The 21,830-nt window shown below is 63.8% G+C and carries 2 protein-coding genes; both read right to left on the reverse strand.

Features of this window, described 5'->3' with window-relative positions; genetic code table 11:
* Nucleotides 1-6: 6 nt before the first annotated feature.
* Nucleotides 7-7,788: a non-ribosomal peptide synthetase gene (locus BLL36_RS17150; RefSeq protein ID WP_076952568.1), complete on the reverse strand. Its 7,782-nt coding sequence runs from the start codon at nt 7,786-7,788 to the stop codon at nt 7-9.
* A 3-nt stretch (nt 7,789-7,791) separates the two neighbouring features.
* On the reverse strand, nt 7,792-21,828 hold the full coding sequence (locus BLL36_RS17155; protein ID WP_076952569.1) for a non-ribosomal peptide synthase/polyketide synthase: 14,037 nt from the start codon (nt 21,826-21,828) through the stop codon (nt 7,792-7,794).
* Nucleotides 21,829-21,830 lie beyond the last annotated feature (2 nt).

A 21,830-nucleotide genomic window follows, 5' to 3' on the forward strand; every position in this document is an offset into this window, starting at 1 on the left:
CGCCCCTCAGGAAATCAATTTATCCAGATCTTCTGCTGATAGACGTTTAAGGGCCTCCAAGGATTTAGCCAATGCGTCCTGCACCGGCGAATTATTTGTCTGCCGGGCCGCTATCTGCGCACTGAAATCGGCCAGGGTCGGGGCGGTGAAGATCGCCTTGACGTCGAACTCGGCGTGCAATTGCTCGCGCAAGCGCACCACCACCTGGGTCGCCAGCAGCGAATGCCCGCCCAGTTCGAAGAAGTTGTCGTTCATGCCCACCCGCTCCACTTCCAGCACCTCGGCCCAGATGGCAGCAATCTGCTGTTCCAGCTCGCTGTGCGGAGCCACGTATTCGCGGGCTTGCAGGCTCGCGTCCAGCGCTGGCAGGGCCTTGCGGTCGAGCTTGCCGTTGGGGCTCAGGGGCATTTGCTCGAGCAGCATCCACTGCGCCGGGACCATGTAGTCCGGCAGGTGATGGGCCAGGTGGATCGTCAGCACTTCGCGCCAGTCATCGCCGGCGTGTTGCAGCACCAGATAACCCACCAAGTATTTGCCGTCGACCGCCAGCACGGCGGCCTCGCGGACCCAATCGTGTTCCAGCAGGCGCGCTTCGATTTCGCCCAGCTCGATGCGCAGGCCGCGCAGTTTGACCTGGTGGTCGATGCGCCCGGCGTACTCGATCACACCGTTCTCGCGGTAGCGCGCCAGGTCGCCGGTGCGGTACAGGCGCTCGCCCTTGATAAACGGATGGGCGATAAAGCGTTCGGCAGTGAGTGCCGGGCGATGGTGGTAACCACGGGCCAGACCGATACCACCCAGATACAGCTCGCCCAGCACGCCGACCGGGACCGGCTCGAAGTTGCTGTCGAGGATGTAGCAACCGAGGTTGGCGATCGGTCGGCCGATCGGCACCGCATCGCGGCCTTCGTCCACGCAGGTCCAGTGGGTCACGTCGATGGCGGCCTCGGTCGGGCCGTAGAGGTTATAGAGCCCGGCCTGCGGCAGCTTGGCGAACACTTGCTGCTGCGCGTCCACCGGCAAGGCTTCGCCGCTGCACACGACGCGTTGCAGACTTTGGCACGTTGCGACGGCCGGGTCTTGCAGGAACGCCTGCAGCATTGAGGGCACGAAGTGCAAGGTGGTGACCTGCTGTTGATTGATCAGGCGGATCAATTTCGCTGGATCACGATGATCGCCCGGCGCCGCGACCACCAGGCGCGAGCCGGTCATCAGCGGCCAGAAGAACTCCCACACCGACACGTCGAAGCTGAACGGGGTCTTTTGCAGCACCGTGTCGCTGCCATCCAGGCCGTAGGCTTCCTGCATCCATTGCAGGCGGTTCAGCAGCGCCGAATGACGGTTACCCGCGCCTTTGGGTTGGCCGGTTGAGCCCGAGGTGTAGATCACGTAGGCCAGGTTTTCGCCGTCCAGCGCGATATTCGGGTTGGTGTCGCTGTAGCCCTCAAGGGCAGCCTCGCCCAATACCAGGGTCTTCAGTCCCTGCGGTATCGGCAACTGCTCAAGCAAATGCGCCTGGGTCAGCAGCAGCTTCACCCCGCTGTCTTGCAGCATGTAGGCCAGGCGCTCGCGCGGATACTCCGGGTCCAGCGGTACGTAGGCACCGCCGGCCTTGAGCACCGCCAGCAGGCCCACCACCATGTCGATGGAGCGCTCCACGGCCAGGCCCACCAACACGTCCGGCCCCACGCCGGCTTCGATCAAGCGATGGGCCAGGCGGTTGGCGCGCCGGTTCAGTTCGGCGTAGCTCAAGCGCTGCTCGGCAAACACCAGGGCCGCTGCGTCCGGCGCGCGCGCGGCCTGCGCTTCGATCAACTGATGCACCCACTGCCCCAGCGGGTAGTCGCGCGCGGTGGCATTCCAATCGTGTAGCTGCTGCCGACGCTCGGTCGCATCCAGCATCGCCAACTCGCCCAGACGCTGCTGGCCGCCCTCAAACATCGCTTGCAGCAGGTTGACCAGATGGCGGCCATAGCGTTGCACCGTGCCTGCGCTGAAATGCGCACGGGCAAAGCTGAACTGCACCGACAGCGTGTCACCGACGTCCACCAGCACCGTGAGCGGGAAGCTGGTTTGCTCGCGCGAGTCAGGCAGGCCAAAGCGGATACCGCTGCCGCCGCTCTGTTCCAGGGCCTTGGACACCGGGTAGTTCTCGAACACCAGGATGTTATCGAACAAGGCTTCACCGCCCTGCCCGGCCCAGCGCTGGATATCGTACAGGCCGGTGTGCTCATGCTCGCGCAGGGTCAGGTTTCGCGCCTGCACCGCTTGCAACCACTGCGCCACGGACTGCTGGTCATCCACCGCGCAGATCACCGGCAACGTGTTGATGAACAGCCCGATCTGCTGTTCCACCCCCGCAAGCTCCGCCGGACGCCCGGCGACAGTGGCACCGAAGGACACCACCGCTTGCCCGCTATGGCGCTGCAGCAGGATCAACCATGCCGCCTGGATCAACGTATTGAGGGTGACCTTGTTGTCGCGCGCGAACGCCTCAAGGCGCACGGTCAGCTGGCGATCCAGGCCCAGTCGATGTTCGCCCTGCCCATCCGGCGCCATCGGCTGGCTGCTGCCCAGGCGGGTCGGCGCTTGCAGCGCACTCAGTTGCTCGCGCCAGAAGGCTTCGGTCGCACCCGCATCACGCTGCTGCAGCCAGCCGATGTAATCGCGATAGCGCCCGACCGCTTCAGGCACCGCTACGCCGGCGTAGCGTTGCAGCACTTCACCGAACAGTCGCGAGTTGCTCCAACCGTCCATCAGGATGTGATGGTGGGTGTAGATCAGCTCATGGCGGTGCTCGTCGGTGCGCACCAGGACCAGGCGTACAAGCGGCGCCTTGGCCAGGTCGAAACCCTGGCGGCGCTGGGCGTGCTGCAGGTTCTGCAGTGCCAGCTCAGGTTCCGGCATGGTCCGCCAATCAAGTTGTTCGATCGGCAAGCGCGCCTCGCGGTACACCACCTGGCACGGCCATTCCAGTTGACCTTCCCAGAAGAATCCGCTGCGCAGTACTTCATGGGCTTGCACGGTAGCGTCCCAGGCCTGCTGGAACCGCGCCACGTCCAGGCCCTCGACTGTCACGCGGATCTGGTTGATGTAGTCGCCGGCCGCCTGTTCGTACAGGGTATGGAACAGCATGCCCTGCTGCATGGGCGACAAGGTGTAGAGGTCTTCGATGGCCTCGGCAGCCAGGGGCAAGGACTCCAGCTGTTGCTGGGTCAGGCGCGACAACGGGAAGTCGGAGGCCGTCACGCCGTGGTTGCCGGGGGTGCAGCAATGCTCCACCAACGCCGTCAGCTCGCGGGTAAAGGCCTGGCTCAAGGCCTCGATCTGCGGTGCGTCGAACATCAGCGGGCTGAAGGTCCAGCCCATGCGCAGTTCACCGCCATACACCTGGCCGTTAAGGGTCAACCAGTTGCCCAGTGGGGCGTCCGGGCTTTGTTCGGCACCGGCGCTTTCCGAAGCTGGGGTGAACAGGCTGTCGGGTTGGTCAAAACTGCCGTCGAACTGGCCCAGGTAGTTGAAGGTGATGCGCGGCACCGGCAACGCGCTGAACGCCTGGCGCGTGGCGTCATCGCCCAGATAACGCAGCGCGCCGAAGCCGAGGCCTTTGTCCGGTACCGCGCGCAGTTGTTCCTTGATCTGCTTGATCGAGGTGGCGAGGGATTCGGCCGGAGTCAGGCGCACCGGAAACAGGCTGGTGAACCAGCCGAGGGTGCGGGTCAGGTCGATGTCGTCGAACAGGTCTTCACGGCCATGGCCTTCCAGTTGGACCAAGCTGGAGGCTTGCCCGGTCCACTGGCAGATGACGCGCGCCAGAGCCGTCAGCAGCAAGTCGTTGATCTGGGTGCGATAGGCCGTGGGCGCCTGTTGCAGCAATTGCCGGGTGCGCTCGGCATCCAGTTGGCTGACCACGGTCTGGGCCAGACGGCCTGGACGTGCGCCTTGTGGATCACGGCATGGCAAGTCGGTAGACACGCCCTGGAGTTGCTGCAGCCAGAAGGCTTTTTCCGGTAGCACCGCTTCGCTGCGCGCATGGGCTTGCAAACGCTCGGCCCAGGCCTTGAACGAAGAGGTCTTGGCCGGCAACTGTTGTTGGCGATACAGGCTTTGCAGGTCCTCGAGGAACACCCGCCAGGACACGCCGTCGACCACCAGGTGGTGCATCACCAGCAGCAACCGCTGGGAGCCGTCCGCCATATCCGCGAGTACCGCACGCAGCAATTGGCCCTGTTGCAGGTCGAGGCTGCGCTGGGCGCGCTCGCACAGGGTTTGCAGTTCGGCGGCGTCCTGCACGTTTGCTTGCCACAGCAGGGTCGCGGGCGGCGCGTCATGCCGCGCGGTCCAGCCTTCGGCCTGCTGGCTGAAGCTCAGGCGCAGTACATCGTGATGCTGGGTGAGCGTTTGCAGCGCAGCGTCCAACTGCTCGCCACGAATGGGCTGGCGTGGTGTCAGCAGCAGGGACTGGTTCCAGTGATGGCGGTCCGGCAGTTCCATCTCGAAGAACAACTGCTGGAACGGCAACAGCGGCGTCTGGCCCTGCACCGGCCCCTGATCGATCACTTGCGCCGTCTGCAACTGCGCCACGCGGGCCAGGCTGCGCACCGTCTGGTGCTGGAACAGCGCCTTGGCCGTGAAATGGATACCGGCGGCACGGGCGCGGCTGACCACTTGAATGGAGATGATCGAGTCACCGCCACGCTCGAAGAAGTTGTCGTTCGAACCCACCTGTTCCACGCCAAGCACCTCGGCCCAGATCGCGGCGATCCGCTGTTCCAGGCCATTTTGCGGGGCTTCGTAGTGGTGGGTGGTTTCGGGTTTGGGGAGGGCTTTGCGGTCCAGCTTGCCGTTGGGGCTCAGGGGCATCTGCTCCAGCAGCACCCATTGCGCAGGCACCATGTAGTCCGGCAGATGTTGGGCCAGGTGGGCACTCAACACGTCGCGCCAGTCGTCGCCAGCGTTTTGCAGGACCAGGTAGCCCACCAGGTATTTGCCGTCGACCGCCAGCACGGCGGTTTCACGCACACAATCGTGTTCCAGCAGGCGCGCTTCGATTTCACCCAGCTCGATGCGTAGGCCACGCAGCTTGACTTGATGGTCGATTCGTCCGGCGTATTCGATCACGCCGTCTTCGCGGTAGCGCGCCAGGTCGCCGGTGCGGTACAGGCGCTCGCCGTTGATGAACGGATGGGCGACAAAACGTTCGGCGGTCAGCGCCGCACGGCGGTGGTAACCACGGGCCAGGCCGATGCCGCCCAGATACAACTCGCCCAGCACGCCGACCGGGACCGGTTCGAAATTGCTGTCGAGGATGTAGCAGCCGAGGTTGGCAATGGGACGGCCAATCGGCACGGCATCGCGACCTTCATCCACGCAGGTCCAGTGGGTCACATCAATGGCCGCTTCGGTCGGGCCGTACAGGTTGTAAAGCCCGGCCTGCGGCAGCTTGGCAAACACCTGCTGCTGGGCATCCACCGGCAAGGCTTCACCGCTGCACACAATGCGTTGCAGGCTTTGGCAGGTCGATACCGCAGGGTCCTGCAGGAACGCCTGCAACATCGAGGGCACAAAATGCAGCGTGGTGACCTGCTCTTGATTGATCAGGTGCATCAGCTTGGCCGGATCACGATGATCGCCAGGTGCCGCGACCACCAGGCGCGCGCCGGTCATCAGCGGCCAGAAGAACTCCCACACCGACACGTCAAAGCTGAACGGGGTCTTTTGCAGCACCGTGTCGCTGGCGTCCAGGCCGTAGGCTTCCTGCATCCATTGCAGGCGATTCAGCAACGCCGAATGCCGGTTACCCGCACCTTTCGGTTGGCCGGTGGAACCTGAGGTGTAGATCACGTAGGCAAGGTTTTCGCCGTCCAGGACGATGCCTGGGTTGGCATCGCTATAGCCTTCATACGCGGGCTCGCCCAGCACCAGGGTTTCCAGCCCTTGGGGAATGGGCAACTGTTCATGCAAATGTGTCTGGGTCAGCAGCAGTTTCACCCCACTGTCTTCCAGCATGTAAGCCAGGCGCTCACGCGGGTATTCCGGGTCCAGCGGCACATAGGCGCCACCGGCCTTGAGGATGGCGAGCAAGCCCACCACCATTTCGATGGAGCGCTCCACCGCCAGCCCCACCAGCACGTCCGGGCCTACACCGGCTTCGATCAGACGATGGGCCAGGCGGTTGGCGCGACGGTTCAGTTCGGCATAGTTCAGGGACAGGTCATTGAAGCGCAACGCCGGCGCATCCGGCTGTGCCAGGGCCTGGGCTTCGATCAGATGATGCGCCCACTGCCCTCGCGGGTAGTCACGCTCGGTGGCGTTCCACTGGTGCAGGATTTGCTCACGCTCATGGGCGTTGAGCATCGCCAGGTCCTGCAAAGGCAATGCGCTATTGGCTACAGCGGCACGCAACAAGCTCAGCCAGTGCTCGCCCATGCGTGCGACGGTAGCCGCGCTGAACAGGTCGGTAGCGTAGGTCAGCGAGGCCCAGATGCCCTCGCCGCTTTCCTGGGTGTCCAGGCTCAGATCGAACTGGGCGCTGTGGCTGTCCCATTCCAGGTTGGTCACGCGCAGGCCTGGCAGTTGCTGCGCGGCGGTGTGCGAGTGGGCCTGGTGATTGAACATCACCTGGAACAGCGGGTTATGGCTCAGGCTACGCTCCGGTTGCAGCGCTTCCACCAACTGCTCGAAGGGCAAGTCCTGATGGGCCTGGGCTTCCAGCGCGCGGCGCTTGGTGTGCTGCAGCAACTGGGCGAAGCTCATCTGGCCATCGAGGTCGGCCTTGAGCACTTGGGTGTTGACGAAGAAACCGATCAGCGATTCGGTCTCGACGCGGTTACGGTTGGCGATCGGCACGCCGACGCGGATATCCGGCTGGCCGCTGTAGCGGTACAAAAACGCCTGGAACGAGGCCAGCAGCAGCATGAACATCGTCACGCCTTCGCGCTGGGCCAGGGCTTTCAACCCGGCGACCAAGGCCGGCTCCAGCGCGATGTCCTGGCGTGCGCCACGGAAGCTTTGCTGCGCCGGACGCGGCTGGTCGAAGGGCAACTCCAGCACCGGCTGCGTGCCGCTGAGCAGTTCGCGCCAGTATCCCAGTTGACGGGCTTTCTCCCCCGCTTCCATCCAACTGCGCTGCCACAGCGCGTAGTCGGCGTACTGGATCGGCAGCGGCGCCAACACACACTCCAGGCCCTGGCTGTAGGCGGCATAGAGCTGCATCAATTCCTGCACCATCACACCCATCGACCAGCCATCGGAGACGATATGGTGCTGCACCAGCACCAGCACGTGCTCCGCTTCACTCACCGCGAACAAGCTGACCCGCAGCAGCGGGCCTTGCTGCAAATCGAAGGGCCGCGCGATTTCAGCCTCTACCCGCGCCTTGAGGCGGGCTTCGTCGACCGCGCTTTCGGCGATCTCGATCGGTGCAGGCGCCAGCACTTCCTGGGCACGCTGTTCACCGTCCAGGTGCAGGCGCGTGCGCAGGCTTTCGTGGCGCGCCACCAGGGTGTCGAAACTGCGTTGCAGGGCGGCCTTGTCCAGGCGCCCGCTCAGGCGCAGGGCACCGGGGACGTGATAGGCGGCGCTTTCAGGGTCTAATTGCCAGAGAAACCACTGGCGTTCCTGGGCGTAGGACAGCGGCAGGGGCTGGCCGTCCTCGCGGATCGAAGCAATCGGCAGTTGCGCGAAGCTCATGCCCCGGCTTTGCAGGCGTTGGTAAAATTGCTGGCGCTGTTCCAGAGGCAGGCGAAGAAAGCGCGAAACCAGATCGATATTAGGGTTGGAAAGCATGGTTCAAATCGCCTCTAGTTCGCTCAAAAAGTCACGAAGATCATCAAAATCTTCCGCGCTGCCGGCGCGGAAGGTGGCGGCGGCCTGTACATAGGCACGCAGCGTTTCGGTCTGGAACACTTCCACCAACGGCACTTCCAGACCCAGTTCGGCCTGGACCCGCGAGGTAATCTGGATCGCCAACAGGGAGTGGCCGCCCACCTCGAAGAAGTTGTCGTTCAGGCCCACCTGCGGCAGGCGCAGCACGTCGGCCCAGATCGCGGCGATCTGCTGCTCCAGCTGGGTTTGGGGGGCCACATAAGCCTGCTGCATGAGGCTCACATCCGGTTCGGGCAGGCCCTTGCGGTCGAGCTTGCCGTTGGGGGTCAGCGGCATTTGCGCCAGGAACATGAAGTGCGTCGGCACCATGTAGTCCGGCAGGCGGGTTTTCAGGGCGCGGCGCAAGCTGTCGCGGAACTCGGCCTGGTCGGCCAGGTTGGCGTCTGCCGGAACCACATAGGCGACCAGTTGCTTGCCGGTCGGGCCTTCCTGGGCGACCACCACGGTTTCGCCGACGCTGTCCTGCTCGCGCAGGCGGGCTTCGATTTCACCCAGTTCGATGCGGAAGCCACGGATTTTCACCTGATGGTCGACACGGCCAAGGTAATCCACCACGCCATCCGGACGGCCACGGGTCAGGTCGCCGCTGCGATACACGCGGCTGCCAGGTTTGCCGAATGGATCGGGAACAAAACGTTCGGCGGTGAGTGCCGGACGTTCCAGATAACCTCGAGCCACGCCCTCACCGCCCAGGTACAGCTCGCCGGCGGCGCCGATGGGTTGCAGGTTGAGTTGCGAGTCCAGGACATAGCCGCTGCGGTTGCCCAACAATGTGCCGATTGGCGCGTAAACGGCGCCGCATGGGTCGCCTTTTCGCGCCTTCCACAACAGCGGTGTGACCACGGTTTCGGTGGGGCCGTAGCCATTGAACAGGTAGGTCGGCTTCAGCGCGCGCCATGCCAGGTCGTAACTGGCCTGGGCGACCGCGTCACCGCCGAAGCAATACACACGAACAGCCGGTGGGTTGCCGTCGCGCTCAGCATGTTCGGCCAACTGCTGCAGGTACACCGGCGGGAACACGGCCATGGTCACGTTATGGCGATGCATTTGTTCGTAGGTGTATTCGGGCAGCCACAGGCTATCGTCGCGGATCAGCACGCTGGCGCCGTTGATCAGTGGGTGCATCCAGCCTTCGTGGGAGCCGTCAAAGGCGAACGACATGAAGTGCAGTTCGCAGTCGACCGGGGACGTTTCATAGCGCTCGCCGGTAGCAATGATGTGCGCCACCAGCGGGCCATGGGACACCGCGACGCCTTTGGGCATGCCGGTAGAACCGGATGTGTAGATCACGTACGCGAGGTTGTCGCCGTCCAGCTTTACGTCGGGTGCAGTGTCGCTGTAACACGCCCATTCCTCAGGGCAATCAATCGCCAGACTATCCAGGCCGTCGGGGATCGGCAGTTGCTGCAACGCGCTGGAATGCGTCAGCAACAATTGCGCACGGCTGTCTTGCATCATGTACAGCAACCGATCACGCGGGTATTCGATATCCAGCGGCACATACACGCCACCGGCTTTCATCACCGCGAGAAACGCCACCATGCTCTCGGCACTGCGCGGCATGGCAATCGCCACGCGCACTTCCGGGCCAACGCCTCGGGCGATCAACGCATGGGCCAGGCGGTTCGCCTGACCATCGAGTTCGCCGTAGCTCAGGGTTTGCGCATCGAATTTCACGGCGACCGCATCCGGATTTTCCCGGGCGCGATCGCCGACCAATTCGTGAACAAGACGCTCGGCCGAGAAACCGGCGTCGGTCTGGTTCCACAGGTGAAGGATGTGCTGTTGTTCATCCTGGCCCAGCAGGTTCAATTGGCTGATGGATTGCTGTGGGTCGACAACCATCGCCTGCAGCAGGTTTTGCCAGTGACCGGCCATGCGTTCGATGGTCGCCGGGGCAAATAGATCGGTGGCGTAGCTCAGGGATGCACGTAGCGTCGCCTGGCTTTCCTCCACATCCAGTGCCAGGTCGAACTGGGCCACGCCTTCATCCCAGCTCAGTACTTCGACGTCCAGCGCGGTGAGGCGCTGCAAGTGATTGTCGGCCGAGGTCGCACGATGGTTGAACAGCACCTGGAACAGCGGGCTCAGGCTCATGCTGCGCTCGGGTTGCAGTGCTTCGACCAGTTGCTCGAATGGCAGGTCCTGGTGGGCCTGGGCCTCCAGCGAACGCTCACGTGCCTGGTGCAACAGTTGCACAACGCTCATCTGCCCGTGGATATCGGCCTTGAGCACTTGGGTATTGACGAAAAAGCCGATCAGCCCTTCGGTTTCCAGACGATTACGGTTGGCAACCGGCACGCCGACGCGCACGTCTTCCTGGCCGCTGTAGCGGTGCAGCAACGCCTGGTAGGACGCCAGCAGCAGCATCGGCAACGTGACCCCGGCACGCTGCGCCAAGCTGCGCAAACTCGCCAAAAGCTGTGGTTCCAGCTCGATACCCAGGCGCGCACCACGATGGCTTTGCACTACCGGGCGCAAGTAGTCGAAAGGCAACTCCAGCACCGGTTGCACGCCACCCAATCGGGCCTGCCAGTACGCCAGTTGACGGGCCTTTTCACCGGCTTCCATCCAGTTGCGCTGCCACAGAGCGTAGTCGGCATACTGGATCGGCAATGCCGGCAGGTTTGGCATCTGACCTTGGCTGAAGGCCGCGTACAGTTGCACCAGTTCCTCGACCATCAATTGCATCGACCAACCATCAGAAACGATGTGGTGCTGCACCAGTACCAGCACATGGTCATCAGGGCCCAGGCGCAGCAGTCTGACCCGTAGCAGCGGCCCGCGCAGCAGGTCAAACGGCTGCGCAACACCCTCAGCGACCCGTGCCTTGAGGCCGGCTTCATCGGTATCGGCCAGCTCGATTTCGATCAGGCCTGAGTCTTCAATGACTTGCACCGTGCCCGTGGCGTCCTGACGCAAATGAGTGCGCAAGCTTTCATGGCGTGCCAGCAAGGTGTCGAAACTGCGCTGCAGTGCGGCCAGGTCCAGTTGCCCTTTCAACCGTAGTGCGCTGGGGATGTGATACGCCGTGCTTTGCGGGTCCAGTTGCCACAGGAACCATTGACGCTCCTGGGCATACGACAGCGGCAGCGGATGGTTGCGATCGGCCTTGAGCAACGCGGGCGCCAGCACGCCCTCCTCGCCCAGGGCCCGCACGAAGTCACCCAGCAGCGGGTGTTCAAACAGGGTCTTGAGCGCCACTTCCAGTGCCAGCGCCTGACGAACCCGCGACACCACCCGCGTGGCCAGCAGTGAATGCCCGCCCCGTTCGAAAAAGTGGTCGTCGAGGCCGACCTGCGGCACGTCCAGCACTTCGGCCCAGATTGCCGCGACCTGCTGTTCACGCGGCGTCACGGGTGCCACGTGATCTTTGCGCAACAGCGCCGCGTCCACCGTCGGCAAGGCCTTGCGGTCGAGCTTGCCGTTGGGGGTCAGGGGCAGACGGTCAAGGAACATCACATGCGCCGGCACCATGTAGTCCGGCAGGCGATCGCGCAGCGCCGCCTTGTATGCTTCAGGTGCGCCAGGCGTGGAAGCGACCAGATAGGCAATCAAGCGCTCGTTTTCGGCAAGGACCACGGCTTCGCGCACCCCGGCATGCTCGCGCAGGCAGGCTTCAATTTCACCCAGTTCGATGCGAAACCCACGCACCTTGACCTGATGGTCGACCCGGCCGATGTACTCCACCACACCGTCGGCGCGGTAGCGCGCCAAATCGCCGGTGCGGTACAGGCGCTCACCTGGCTCTCCATAGGGGTTGGGCACAAAGCGCTCGGCCGTCAGCGCAGGCCGTTCGTGGTAGCCCCGCGCCAGGCCGACACCGCCGATCAGCAGCTCACCGGCTGCGCCGATCGGACTTGGCGTCAGCCCGGCGTTGAGGATGAACACCTGAGTATTGGCGATAGGCCGACCCACAAACGGCTGCGAGTCGTGCAACCGATGGGCCGCCGACCAGATGGTGGTTTCCGTAGGACCATAGAGGTTCCACAACGGGCCTTGCAGGTCGAGCATGCGTTGGGCGAGGTCGACCGGCAACGCCTCACCGCCGCACAGGCTCTTGATGCCGCGCAGTAACCCGGCACGCGGGCTTTCGAGCAACATGCGCCAGGTCGAGGGTGTGGCTTGAAGTACGTTGGCGGACTGGCTGTGCACCAGGTCGATGATCGCTTCCGGGTCGAGGGCGAGTTCCTGGCCGCTCAACAACACAGAGGCACCGACCGTCAGCGGCACGTACAGCTCCAGGGCGAAAATATCGAACGAGAACGTGGTCAGCGACAACATCCGTGCGTCAACGCCGATATCCAGGCTAGCGGCCATGCCGTAAGTAAAGCTGCACAGCGCCTGGTGGTGCACCATCACACCCTTGGGTTTGCCGGTGGAGCCGGAGGTGTAGATCACGTAGGCGAGGTGTTCCGGCGTGACGCTGACGTGCGGGTTGTGCTCGGCAGCGTCGGCGTCCTCGACCATCAGCTCCTGCAAACCTTGCGGCAGCGCCAGGCGGCCACGCAGCTTTGGTTGGGTCAAGAGCACCCGTGCGCGGCTGTCTTCAAGCATGTAGGCCAAGCGGTCCGCCGGGAATTGCGGGTCGAGCGGCACATAGGCGCCACCGGCCTTGAGGGTCGCCAGCAAGCCAACCACCATGTCCAGTGAACGCTCGACACACACCGCCACCAGTACGTCCGGTCCTACGCCCGCCGCGATCAGGCGATGGGCCAGGCGGTTGGCGCGACGATTGAGCTCGCCATAGCTCAGGGCTTGGCCGTTGAACTGCAGCGCCAGCGCGTTCGGATGCGCCAGGGCCTGGGTTTCGAACACATGGTGCACGCAACGTTCGCGAGGGTAGTCGACAGCGGTGTCGTTCCATTCCTCAACCATCTGTTGCCATTGCGGCGCACTGAGCATCGCCAGCTCATCCACGGCCTGGGATGCATCGCGGACCACGGCGCGCAACAGCTGTTGCCAGTGTTCGGCCAGGCGCTCAACGGTGGTATCTTCGAACAGGTCAGTGGCGTAGGTCAGGGACGCCCACAGGCCTTCGGCGGACTCTTCGGTCTCCAGATTGAGGTCGAACTGGGTGCTGTGCCCCGTCCAATCCACCGGTTGCAAATCCAGGCCAGGCAATTGCACTGGGGCTGCGCGCAAGCTGTCCTGGTGGTTGAACATCACCTGGAACAGCGGGTTATGACTGAGGCTGCGCTCCGGTTGCAGCGCTTCTACCAGTTGTTCGAACGGCAGGTCCTGATGGGCCTGGGCTTCCAGAGCACGCTGTTTGACCTGGGCGAGCAGTTGGTCGAATGCCATCTGCCCGTGCACGTCGGCCTGCAGCACCTGGGTGTTGACGAAGAAGCCGACAAGGCGCTCGGTTTCCAGGCGATTACGGTTGGCGATCGGAACGCCGACACGGATTTCGGACTGGCCGCTGTAGCGATGCAACAAGGTCTGGAACGACGCCAGCAGCAGCACGAACAAGGTCACGTCCTGGCGCTGGGCCAAGGCCTTGAGTTGGGCCACCAGCGCGTTGTCCAGAAGGACTTGCCAGCGCGCGCCGCGATGGCTTTGTACTGCCGGGCGTGGATGGTCCAGAGGCAATTCCAGCACGGGATGCTCGGCGCCCAGGCGTGTGCGCCAGTAATCGAGTTGACGCTGTTTTTCACCGGCCGCCATCCATTCGCGTTGCCACAGGGCGTAATCGGCGTACTGGATCGGCAGCGCCGGCAAATGAACCCGGCCCTGATACACCTTCACCAGCTCATCGACCATCACCTGCATCGACCAACCGTCGGAGATGATGTGGTGCTGGGTGATCACCAGCACATGGTGCCCGGCGTCGACCTCCAGCAATTTGACGCGCATCAGCGGGCCGTTGACCAGGTCGAACGGGCGCTGGATTTCCTGCGCCACGGCGTGCTCAATCGCTGAGGCCGCTACCCGCTGACGTTCAATCGGCATCTTCAGGCTTGGGTGAATCACCTGCCAGGTATGCTCGCCCTCCTCCACAAACGTGGTGCGCAGCGGTTCATGACGTTGCGCCAGGGCCTGGAACGCCTGCTCCAGGGCCGCGACATCCAGTTGGCCGCGCAAGTGCAGCGCACTCGGCACGTGGTAGGCGGCGCTGGTCGGGTCCAGTTGCCAGAGGAACCATTGCCGCTCCTGGGCGAAAGACAGCGCCAGCGGCTGGTCACGCGTCACTGCCACCAAAGGCAGCACCTTTGTGACCTGCAACCCTGCGCAAGCGGCTGCGAACGCTTCCAGCGTCGGTTGTTCGAACAGCGCCCGCAACGGCACTTCCAGCTTGAGGTCATGGCGTACCCGAGAAACCACTTGGGTCGCCAGCAACGAATGGCCGCCACGTTCAAAGAAGTGGTCATTGAGCCCCACCTGCTCTACCTGCAACACCGCTTGCCAGATGGCGGCCAGCTGTGTTTGCAGGACGGTTTGCGGCGCCCGATAGGCGTGGCGTGCTTGATTCAAGTCCGGCGCCGGCAGTGCGCGACGGTCAAGCTTGCCGTTGTTGTTCAAGGGCAAGGCGTCAAGAACGACCCAATGCCCAGGCAGCATGTAGTCCGGCAGGGACTCGCGCAAAATTGCCGCCAACACCGACGAATCCAACGTTTGCCCGCTGGCGGGCACCACGTACGCCACCAACTGCGTGCCGGTCGCGCCTGATTGCGCGATGACAGCGGCTTCACGTAACTGCGGCAAGGCTTGCAGGCTGGCTTCGATCTCGCCCATTTCCACACGGAAACCGCGGATCTTCACTTGATGGTCGATGCGCCCGACGTACTCCAGCGCCCCCGCCTCGTTGTAACGAGCCAAGTCGCCGCTACGGTAAAGACGCGCGCCGGGGACAGCCGAGAACGGGTCCGGCAGGAAACGCTCAGCGGTCAGCGCCGGGCGGTCGAAGTAGTGTTGGGCCAGGCCATGCTCGGCGCCGATGCACAATTCGCCGACGCCCTCGGTGACCAGCAGCTCGAAACCGCTGTCCAGCACATACAACGAGCGGCCTTCAATGGCTCGACCAATCGGCACGCCAAACGCATCGCTGGCATCGGCCAACTGGCAGTCGTGCACGCTGGAAACCACGGTTGCCTCGGTGGGGCCGTAGGTATTGACCAGCCGCACGCCACCCAATCCGGCGGCGGACCAGGCACGCAGCCCTTCTACCGACATCGCCTCGCCGCCCACATGCACTTGGCGCAGATTGCCCAGGGTGCGCTGTTCCTCTGCGCACTCCTTGGCCAGCAAATACCAGTAAGCGGCCGGCAAGTCAGCCAGGGTCACGCCCTGCTCGACGATTTCCTGCGCCAATTGCCCGGCGTCCCATAGTTCATCGCCGCGCATGATCAACGCGGCGCCTACACACAGCGGTGGGTAGCATTGCTCGACGAAGCCGTCGAAGCTGAACGTCGCAAATTGCAGCACGCGGTCCACCGCGCTCAATCGGCTGTAAGCTTGCGCACTGTCGCAAAATTGGCCGAGGGCGGCATGATCGATGGCCACGCCCTTGGGCAACCCTGTGGAGCCGGAGGTGTAGATCACGTAAGCCAAGTCGGCAGCGGCGGCGTGATTGGTTGGATTAGATGACGGGTAGTCGGCCAGTTCTTCCCCGGATGCGGTGAACACCACACGCTCCAGACCCTGAGGCAGCGGCAGGTCGGCCAGCAGACCGGTTTCACTGAGCAGCAGATCCAGGCGGCTGTCCGCCAGCATGTAGGCCAGGCGTTCGGCGGGATAGCTCGGGTCCAGCGGCACATAGGCGCCGCCGCTTTTGAGCACGCCCAGCAGGCTGACGATCAACTGCGGGCCACGTCGAGCGGCCAGACCGACACGCTGGCCTGGGCCAACGCCCAGCGCCAGCAAACGATGGGCAAGACGGTTGGCGCGATCATTGAGCTGGGCGTAGCTCAAGTGCGCTTCGCCCGCCTTAACAGCCAGCGCCTCAGGTGTCGCAGCCGCTTGGGCTGCGATGCGTTCGTGCACGCGCGAGTGACGCTGAGCGGCACTGGGCGACTGGCTAAGGGTGAGCACGTCGCGCCGTGCGGCTGTATCAAGCAGGTGAAGATTGCCAAGCGGCGCCTGGGCGTCTGCAAGCATTTGCGCCAGCAGATGCTGGAGGTTGCTGCTGAGTCGGGCGACCTGCTGCGCGCTGAAACGCGCCTGGTCGTAGCCGAACTCCAGGCGCAGGCTGGCCCCCAATTCAATGCCCAGGGTCAGCGGGTAATTGGTCTGTTCATGGTTGTGCATCCGGCCGAACGTCAGGCCTGCGGGTGCACCTTGCTTCAGGGCTTCGGCCACCGGGAAATTTTCGAACACCAGCAAGGTGTCGAATAACGCCGTACCCTGCTGCCCAGCCCAACCCTGGATGTCATAGAGCGGCACATGTTCGTGGTCGCGCAGGCTCAGGTTGAGGGCTTGCAATTCACTCAGCCAACCGGCAACTGACTGGGCCGGCGAGGCCGTGCTGATGATGGGCAGTGTGTTGATAAACAGGCCCAATTGCTGCTCGATCCCCGGCAACGGTGCCGAGCGCCCCGCGACCGTGGCGCCAAAGGCCACGCAGTGCTGACCGGTATAGCGTTGCAGCAACAGGCTCCAGGCCCCTTGCAGCAGCGTGTTGAGCGTGACTTTGTGGTGACGCGCAAATTCGCCGAGGGCGCGCGTGAAACCGGCCTCCAGCACCACCTGATGCTCAGCCATCCCTTGACCTTCGGCCGGTACTCGCAGCGCCTGCGCGAGCAAGGTCGGCGCTTGCAACGGTGCCAGGGTGGTTTTCCAGAACGCCTCGCCTGAAGCCTGTTGCTGCAGCCAGCCCAGGTAATCGCGGAACTGCCCGAGCGGCGCAGCCACGGTGTGCCCGGCATAGTGAGCGATGACTTCGCCGAGCAACTGGGCGTTACTCCAGCCGTCCATGAGAATGTGGTGGCTGGTGAAGATCAGGTGCCATCCAGTGCCGGCACCGTGCACCAGCATCAACCGGAACAGCGGTGCTGCATTCAGCGCGAAACCTGTCTCGCGCTCAGCCATCGCGAGCGCATCGAAATCTGCCTCAATGTCCTCAATCACTTGCAACTGCACATCGGCCTGGCGCTGGATCACTTGATGGGCGCTGTCCAGCCCGAGCCAGTGGAAGCTGCTGCGCAGGATGTCATGGCGATCCAGCGCGGCTTGCCAGGCACGGCCGAACGTCAGCAGGTCGAGACCTTCGATATCCAGGCACAACTGGTTGATATAGGCTTGGGCGTCGGGCTCATACAGCGTGTGGAACAACATACCCTGCTGCATTGGCGACAACGGGTAGAGGTCGGCAATGGCCGGCCCGGCGATGGGCAAGGCGTCCAGCTGCTGCTGGGTCAAACGCGCCAGCGGGAAGTCCGACGGGGTCACTTGCCCCGCCTGCGTGGCGCAGCAATGTTCGATCAGGGCCTTGAGCTCAGCCGCGTAGTCATCGGCCAGCCGCTGAACAGTCGCCGCCTCGAACATCTCCCGGCTGAAACCCCACCGCAGCGCCAGTTCCCCGCCATACACCTGCCCTTCCACCGTCAGCCAGTTGGCCAGCGGCGCGTCCGGATCCTGGGCCTGGCCGCTGCCCTGGGTGGCCGGGACGAACAGCGCCGACTCGTTGAACTGGCGGTCGAACTGGCCCAGGTAGTTGAAGGTGATGCGTGGCGCGGCCAGGTTCGACAGGGTGGCGCGGGCGTCAGGTGTGCCGAGGTAGCGCAGCAAGCCGTAGCCGAGGCCTTTGCCCGGCACGGCGCGCAGTTGTTCCTTTACCGATTTGATTGCGCTCGACAGCTCGCCATCGGCCTCGAGGCGCACCGGAAACAGGCTGGTGAACCAGCCGACGGTACGGCTCAGGTCAACCGAATCGAACAGGTCTTCGCGGCCATGGCCTTCCAGCTGGATCAGCGCAGCGGGCTGGCCGCTCCAACGCGTGATGACGCGCGCCAGTGCGGTCAGCAACAGGTCGTTGACCTGGGTGCGATAGGCTGCCGGAGCGTCTTGCAGCAGTTGGCGGGTGTGTTCGGCGCTGAGGCGAATTTCGAGCTGGCTGCCCAAGTGGTTTTGCAGGCCGCCCTGGGGGTTGTCGCAGGGCAGCTCGGCGGTCGCGGTCTGCGCCTGCCAGTACGGCAGTTGGGCGTCCAGGGTCTGCGCATGGGCCTGCAATTGCTGCGCCCAGTGCTGGTAGGCGCTGGTCTTGGCTGGCAGTGCGGCGTTGCTATAAGCCTGCTGCAAGTCTTCGAGCAGAATGCGCCACGACACGCCGTCTACCACGAGGTGATGCACCACCAGCAACAGGCGTTGGCTGCCATCGGCCATGGCGATCAGGACCGCGCGCAACAGCGGGCCCTGTGCAAGGTCGAGGCTGCGCTGGGCTTTGTCGCAAAGTGCGGCCAACTGAGCGTCGTCGGCAGCCTGGGTTTGCCACAACTCGGGCGTTGCCACCCACTCGGCATGGGTTTGCCGCCAACCTTGCGGATGGCGCACAAACCGCAGGCGCAGGGCGTCGTGATGGTTGATCAACTGGACCAGGGCCGCTTCCAGACGTACAGGTTCGAGGGTTTCACGCGGGGTCAGCAGCAACGACTGGTTCCAATGTTGACGCGCCGGGATCGCCTGTTCGAAAAAACTGTGCTGCACGGGGGTCAGCATCACCTCGCCGGTGACCGGCCCTTGGTCGATAACGCTCGCTTGTTCAAAGGTCGCCACCCGCGTCAGGCTGCGGATGTTCTGGTACTGGAACAAGTCCCGTGGGCTGAGGCGAATGCCCGCCTGGCGGGCACGGCTGACCACCTGGATGGAGATGATCGAATCACCGCCCAGCTCGAAAAAGTTGTCGTCCAGGCCGATCTGTGGGGCACCGAGCACATCGCTCCAGATCGCGGCCAGGGCTTTTTGCAACGGGTTTTCCGGTGCGGCATACGCCTGTTGTGGCGTGGCGTCGGGTAATGGCAAGGCCTTGCGGTCGAGCTTGCCGTTGGCGGTCACCGGCAGCTTGGCCAGGTGCACCATATGGGTCGGCACCATGTATTCAGGCAGGCTGTCGAGAAGCCACGTCTTGAGGTCGGCCGGGGCCTGGTCTTCCAGCACCAGGTAAGCCACCAGTTGCTTGCCGCCCTGCACCAGCACAACGGCTTCGCGCACCGACGGGTGTTGCAGCAGGCGTGCCTCGATCTCGCCCAGCTCGATCCGCAGGCCGCGCAACTTGACCTGATGGTCGAGACGGCCCAGGTACTCGATCACCCCATCGGCGCGCTGGCGGACACGGTCGCCCGTACGATACAGGCGTGCGCCGTCATCGAACGGGCTCGGCACAAAACGCTCTGCGGTCAGCGCCGGGCGCCGGTGGTAACTGCGTGCCAGGCCGATGCCGCCCAGGTACAGTTCGCCGCTGACGCCGGCGGGTACCGGGTTGAGCTGCGCATCGAGCACGTAGGTACCGAGGTTGGCGATGGGCCGGCCGATGGGCACGCTGTCGGCGCCTTCGTCGATGCAGGTCCAGTGAGTCACGTCGATGGCGGCTTCGGTCGGGCCGTAGAGGTTGAACAAAGCGGCCTGCGGCAACTTGGCGAACACTTGCAGCTGCGCATCCAGCGGCAGGGCTTCGCCACTGCAGACGATGCGCTGCAATTGGGTGCAAGCCTGTACACCCGGCTCATGGATAAAGGCCTGGAGCATCGAGGGCACAAAGTGCAAGGTGGTAATGCCTTGCTGCGCGATGGTCTCGATCAGGCGTGCCGGTTCGCGGTGTTCGCCTGGCGCCGCGACCACCAGGCGTGCGCCGGTCATCAGTGGCCAGAAGAATTCCCACACCGACACGTCGAAGCTGAACGGGGTTTTCTGCAGCACTGCATCGCTGGCATCCAGGCCATAGGCTTGCTGCATCCAGCACAGGCGGTTGACCAACGCGCGATGGCTGTTGCCTGCCCCCTTGGGCTTGCCGGTGGAACCTGAGGTGTAGATCACGTAGGCCAGGTTCAGCGCGTGCAGGCTGACATCCGGCGCTTCGGCGCCGTAGCTGTCGAGCCAGCCGTCGGGCTGGTCCAGGGCGATCACCTGAATGCCCTCGACAGGCAGCAACGGCAACAGACTGCGCTGGCTGAGCAGCAATTGAATGCCGCTGTCCTCGATCATATAGGCCAGACGATCCCGGGGGTATTCGGGGTCCAACGGGACGTAGGCGCCACCGGCCTTGAGAATCGCCAGCAAGCCGACCACCATTTCAATGGAGCGCTCGACGCAGATCCCCACCAGGGCGTCAGGGCCGACGCCCTTCTCGCGCAGGGCATGGGCCAGTCTGTTGGCGCGCGCATCAAGCTGGGCGTAAGTCAACGTGGTAACGCCGAACACCAGCGCCGGTGCATCAGGCGTGGCGTGCACCTGGTCTTCGATCAGGTGATGAATGCCGCGCTCGGTCGGGTAAGTCCTGGCTGTCTGGTTCCAGGCGTGGACCAGCACCTGCTGCTCGTCCGGGGCCAACATCGGCAACTCGCCGATACGCTGCTCACCGTTGGCGACCATGGCCTGCAACAGGCTGAGCCAATGCCCGGCCATGCGCTGAATGGACGCGGCATCGAACAGGTCAGTGGCGTAAGTCAGCGCGGCGTGCAGGGTGCCGGATTTTTCGTAGGTGTCCAGGGTCAGGTCGAACTGGGTGGTGCGGGCTTGCCATTCCACCAGCGCCAGCTCCAGGCCGGAGGCGGTGCTGACCGAGGCAATATCGGCGACGACCGGCTGGTGGTTGTACATCACCTGGAACAAGGGTGTATGGCTGAGGTTGCGCTCAACCTTGAGCGCTTCCACCAGACGCTCGAATGGCAGCTCCTGATGAGCCTGGGCGCCCAGCGCGTGTTCCTTGATGCTTTGCAGCAGTTCGTTGACGCGGGTTTGCCCGGTCAGCTCGGTGCGCAGGACCTGGGTATTGACGAAAAAGCCGATCAGCCCTTCGACTTCCGTGCGGTTGCGGTTGGCGATCGGCACGCCGACGCGGATATCGCCCTGCCCGGTATACCGATGCAGCAGCACGTTGAAAGCGCCGAGCAATAACATGAACAGGGTGACGTTGTGCTTTTGGGCGCAGGTGCGCAGCTGTGCGGCCAGCTGCGGGTCGATCGCGAAATTATGACGCGCCCCCCGGTAGCTCGGCATGGACGGGCGCGGACGGTCCGTCGGCAGTTCCAGCACGGGGTGCTCATCACCCAGGCGCGCCTGCCAATAGTCCAGTTGGCGGGCCTGCTCCCCCGCTTCAAGCCAGCGCCGCTGCCACAGGGCATAGTCACCGTACTGGATCGGCAAGGCCGGCAGTTGCGGTTCGGCATTGCGCTCGTGGGCGTCGTAGCAGCGGATGAACTCGTCGATCAGCACATTCATCGACCAGCCATCGGAGACGATGTGGTGCAGGGTCAGCAGCAACACGTGCTCCTGCGCAGCGAGCTTGAGTAATTGCACACGCAACAGCGGGCCGTTTTCCAGGTCGAACGGCAGCAGCGATTGACGGGTCGCGGCTTCGCTGACGGCCTGTTCACGCTCGCGGACGGCCAGCTCACTGAAATCCAGGTGCTCTACCGCCAGCGACGGCTCGAGGGCGACTTGCATCAGACGCTCATCCGCTTGGCGCCGGAACACGGTGCGCAATGTTTCATGGCGCGCGACCAGGCTGGCAAACGCCTGCTCCAGCGCGCCAAGGTCCAGCGTGCCCTTGAGCCGCACGGCACCGGGCAGGTTGTAGGCGCCACTGGCGGGATCCAATTGCCAGAGGACCCACATGCGTTGCTGGGCGTAGGACGGCGCCTGGCGATCCTCCACTTCCACTCCTGCCGGAATCGGAAACCGGGAAAAATCCACGCCCTCTTTCTGCAAGGCCTGCAGGAACAGTTGGCGCTTTTCCAGGGGCAACCCGATAAACCGGCGAGCAAGTTTCAAGGAGTCTTCAGCATTCATTT

It is taken from the genome of Pseudomonas cedrina subsp. cedrina, assembly GCF_001983175.1.
In the GTDB taxonomy this organism is placed as follows: Bacteria; Pseudomonadota; Gammaproteobacteria; order Pseudomonadales; family Pseudomonadaceae; genus Aquipseudomonas; species Aquipseudomonas cedrina.

What these genes read in the sequence shown, in the direction of transcription:
- BLL36_RS17150 (WP_076952568.1), bottom strand. Translation starts at nt 7,788, where the DNA reads ATGCTTTCCAACCCTAATATCGATCTGGTTTCGCGCTTTCTTCGCCTG.
- BLL36_RS17155 (WP_076952569.1), bottom strand. Translation starts at nt 21,828, where the DNA reads ATGAATGCTGAAGACTCCTTGAAACTTGCTCGCCGGTTTATCGGGTTG.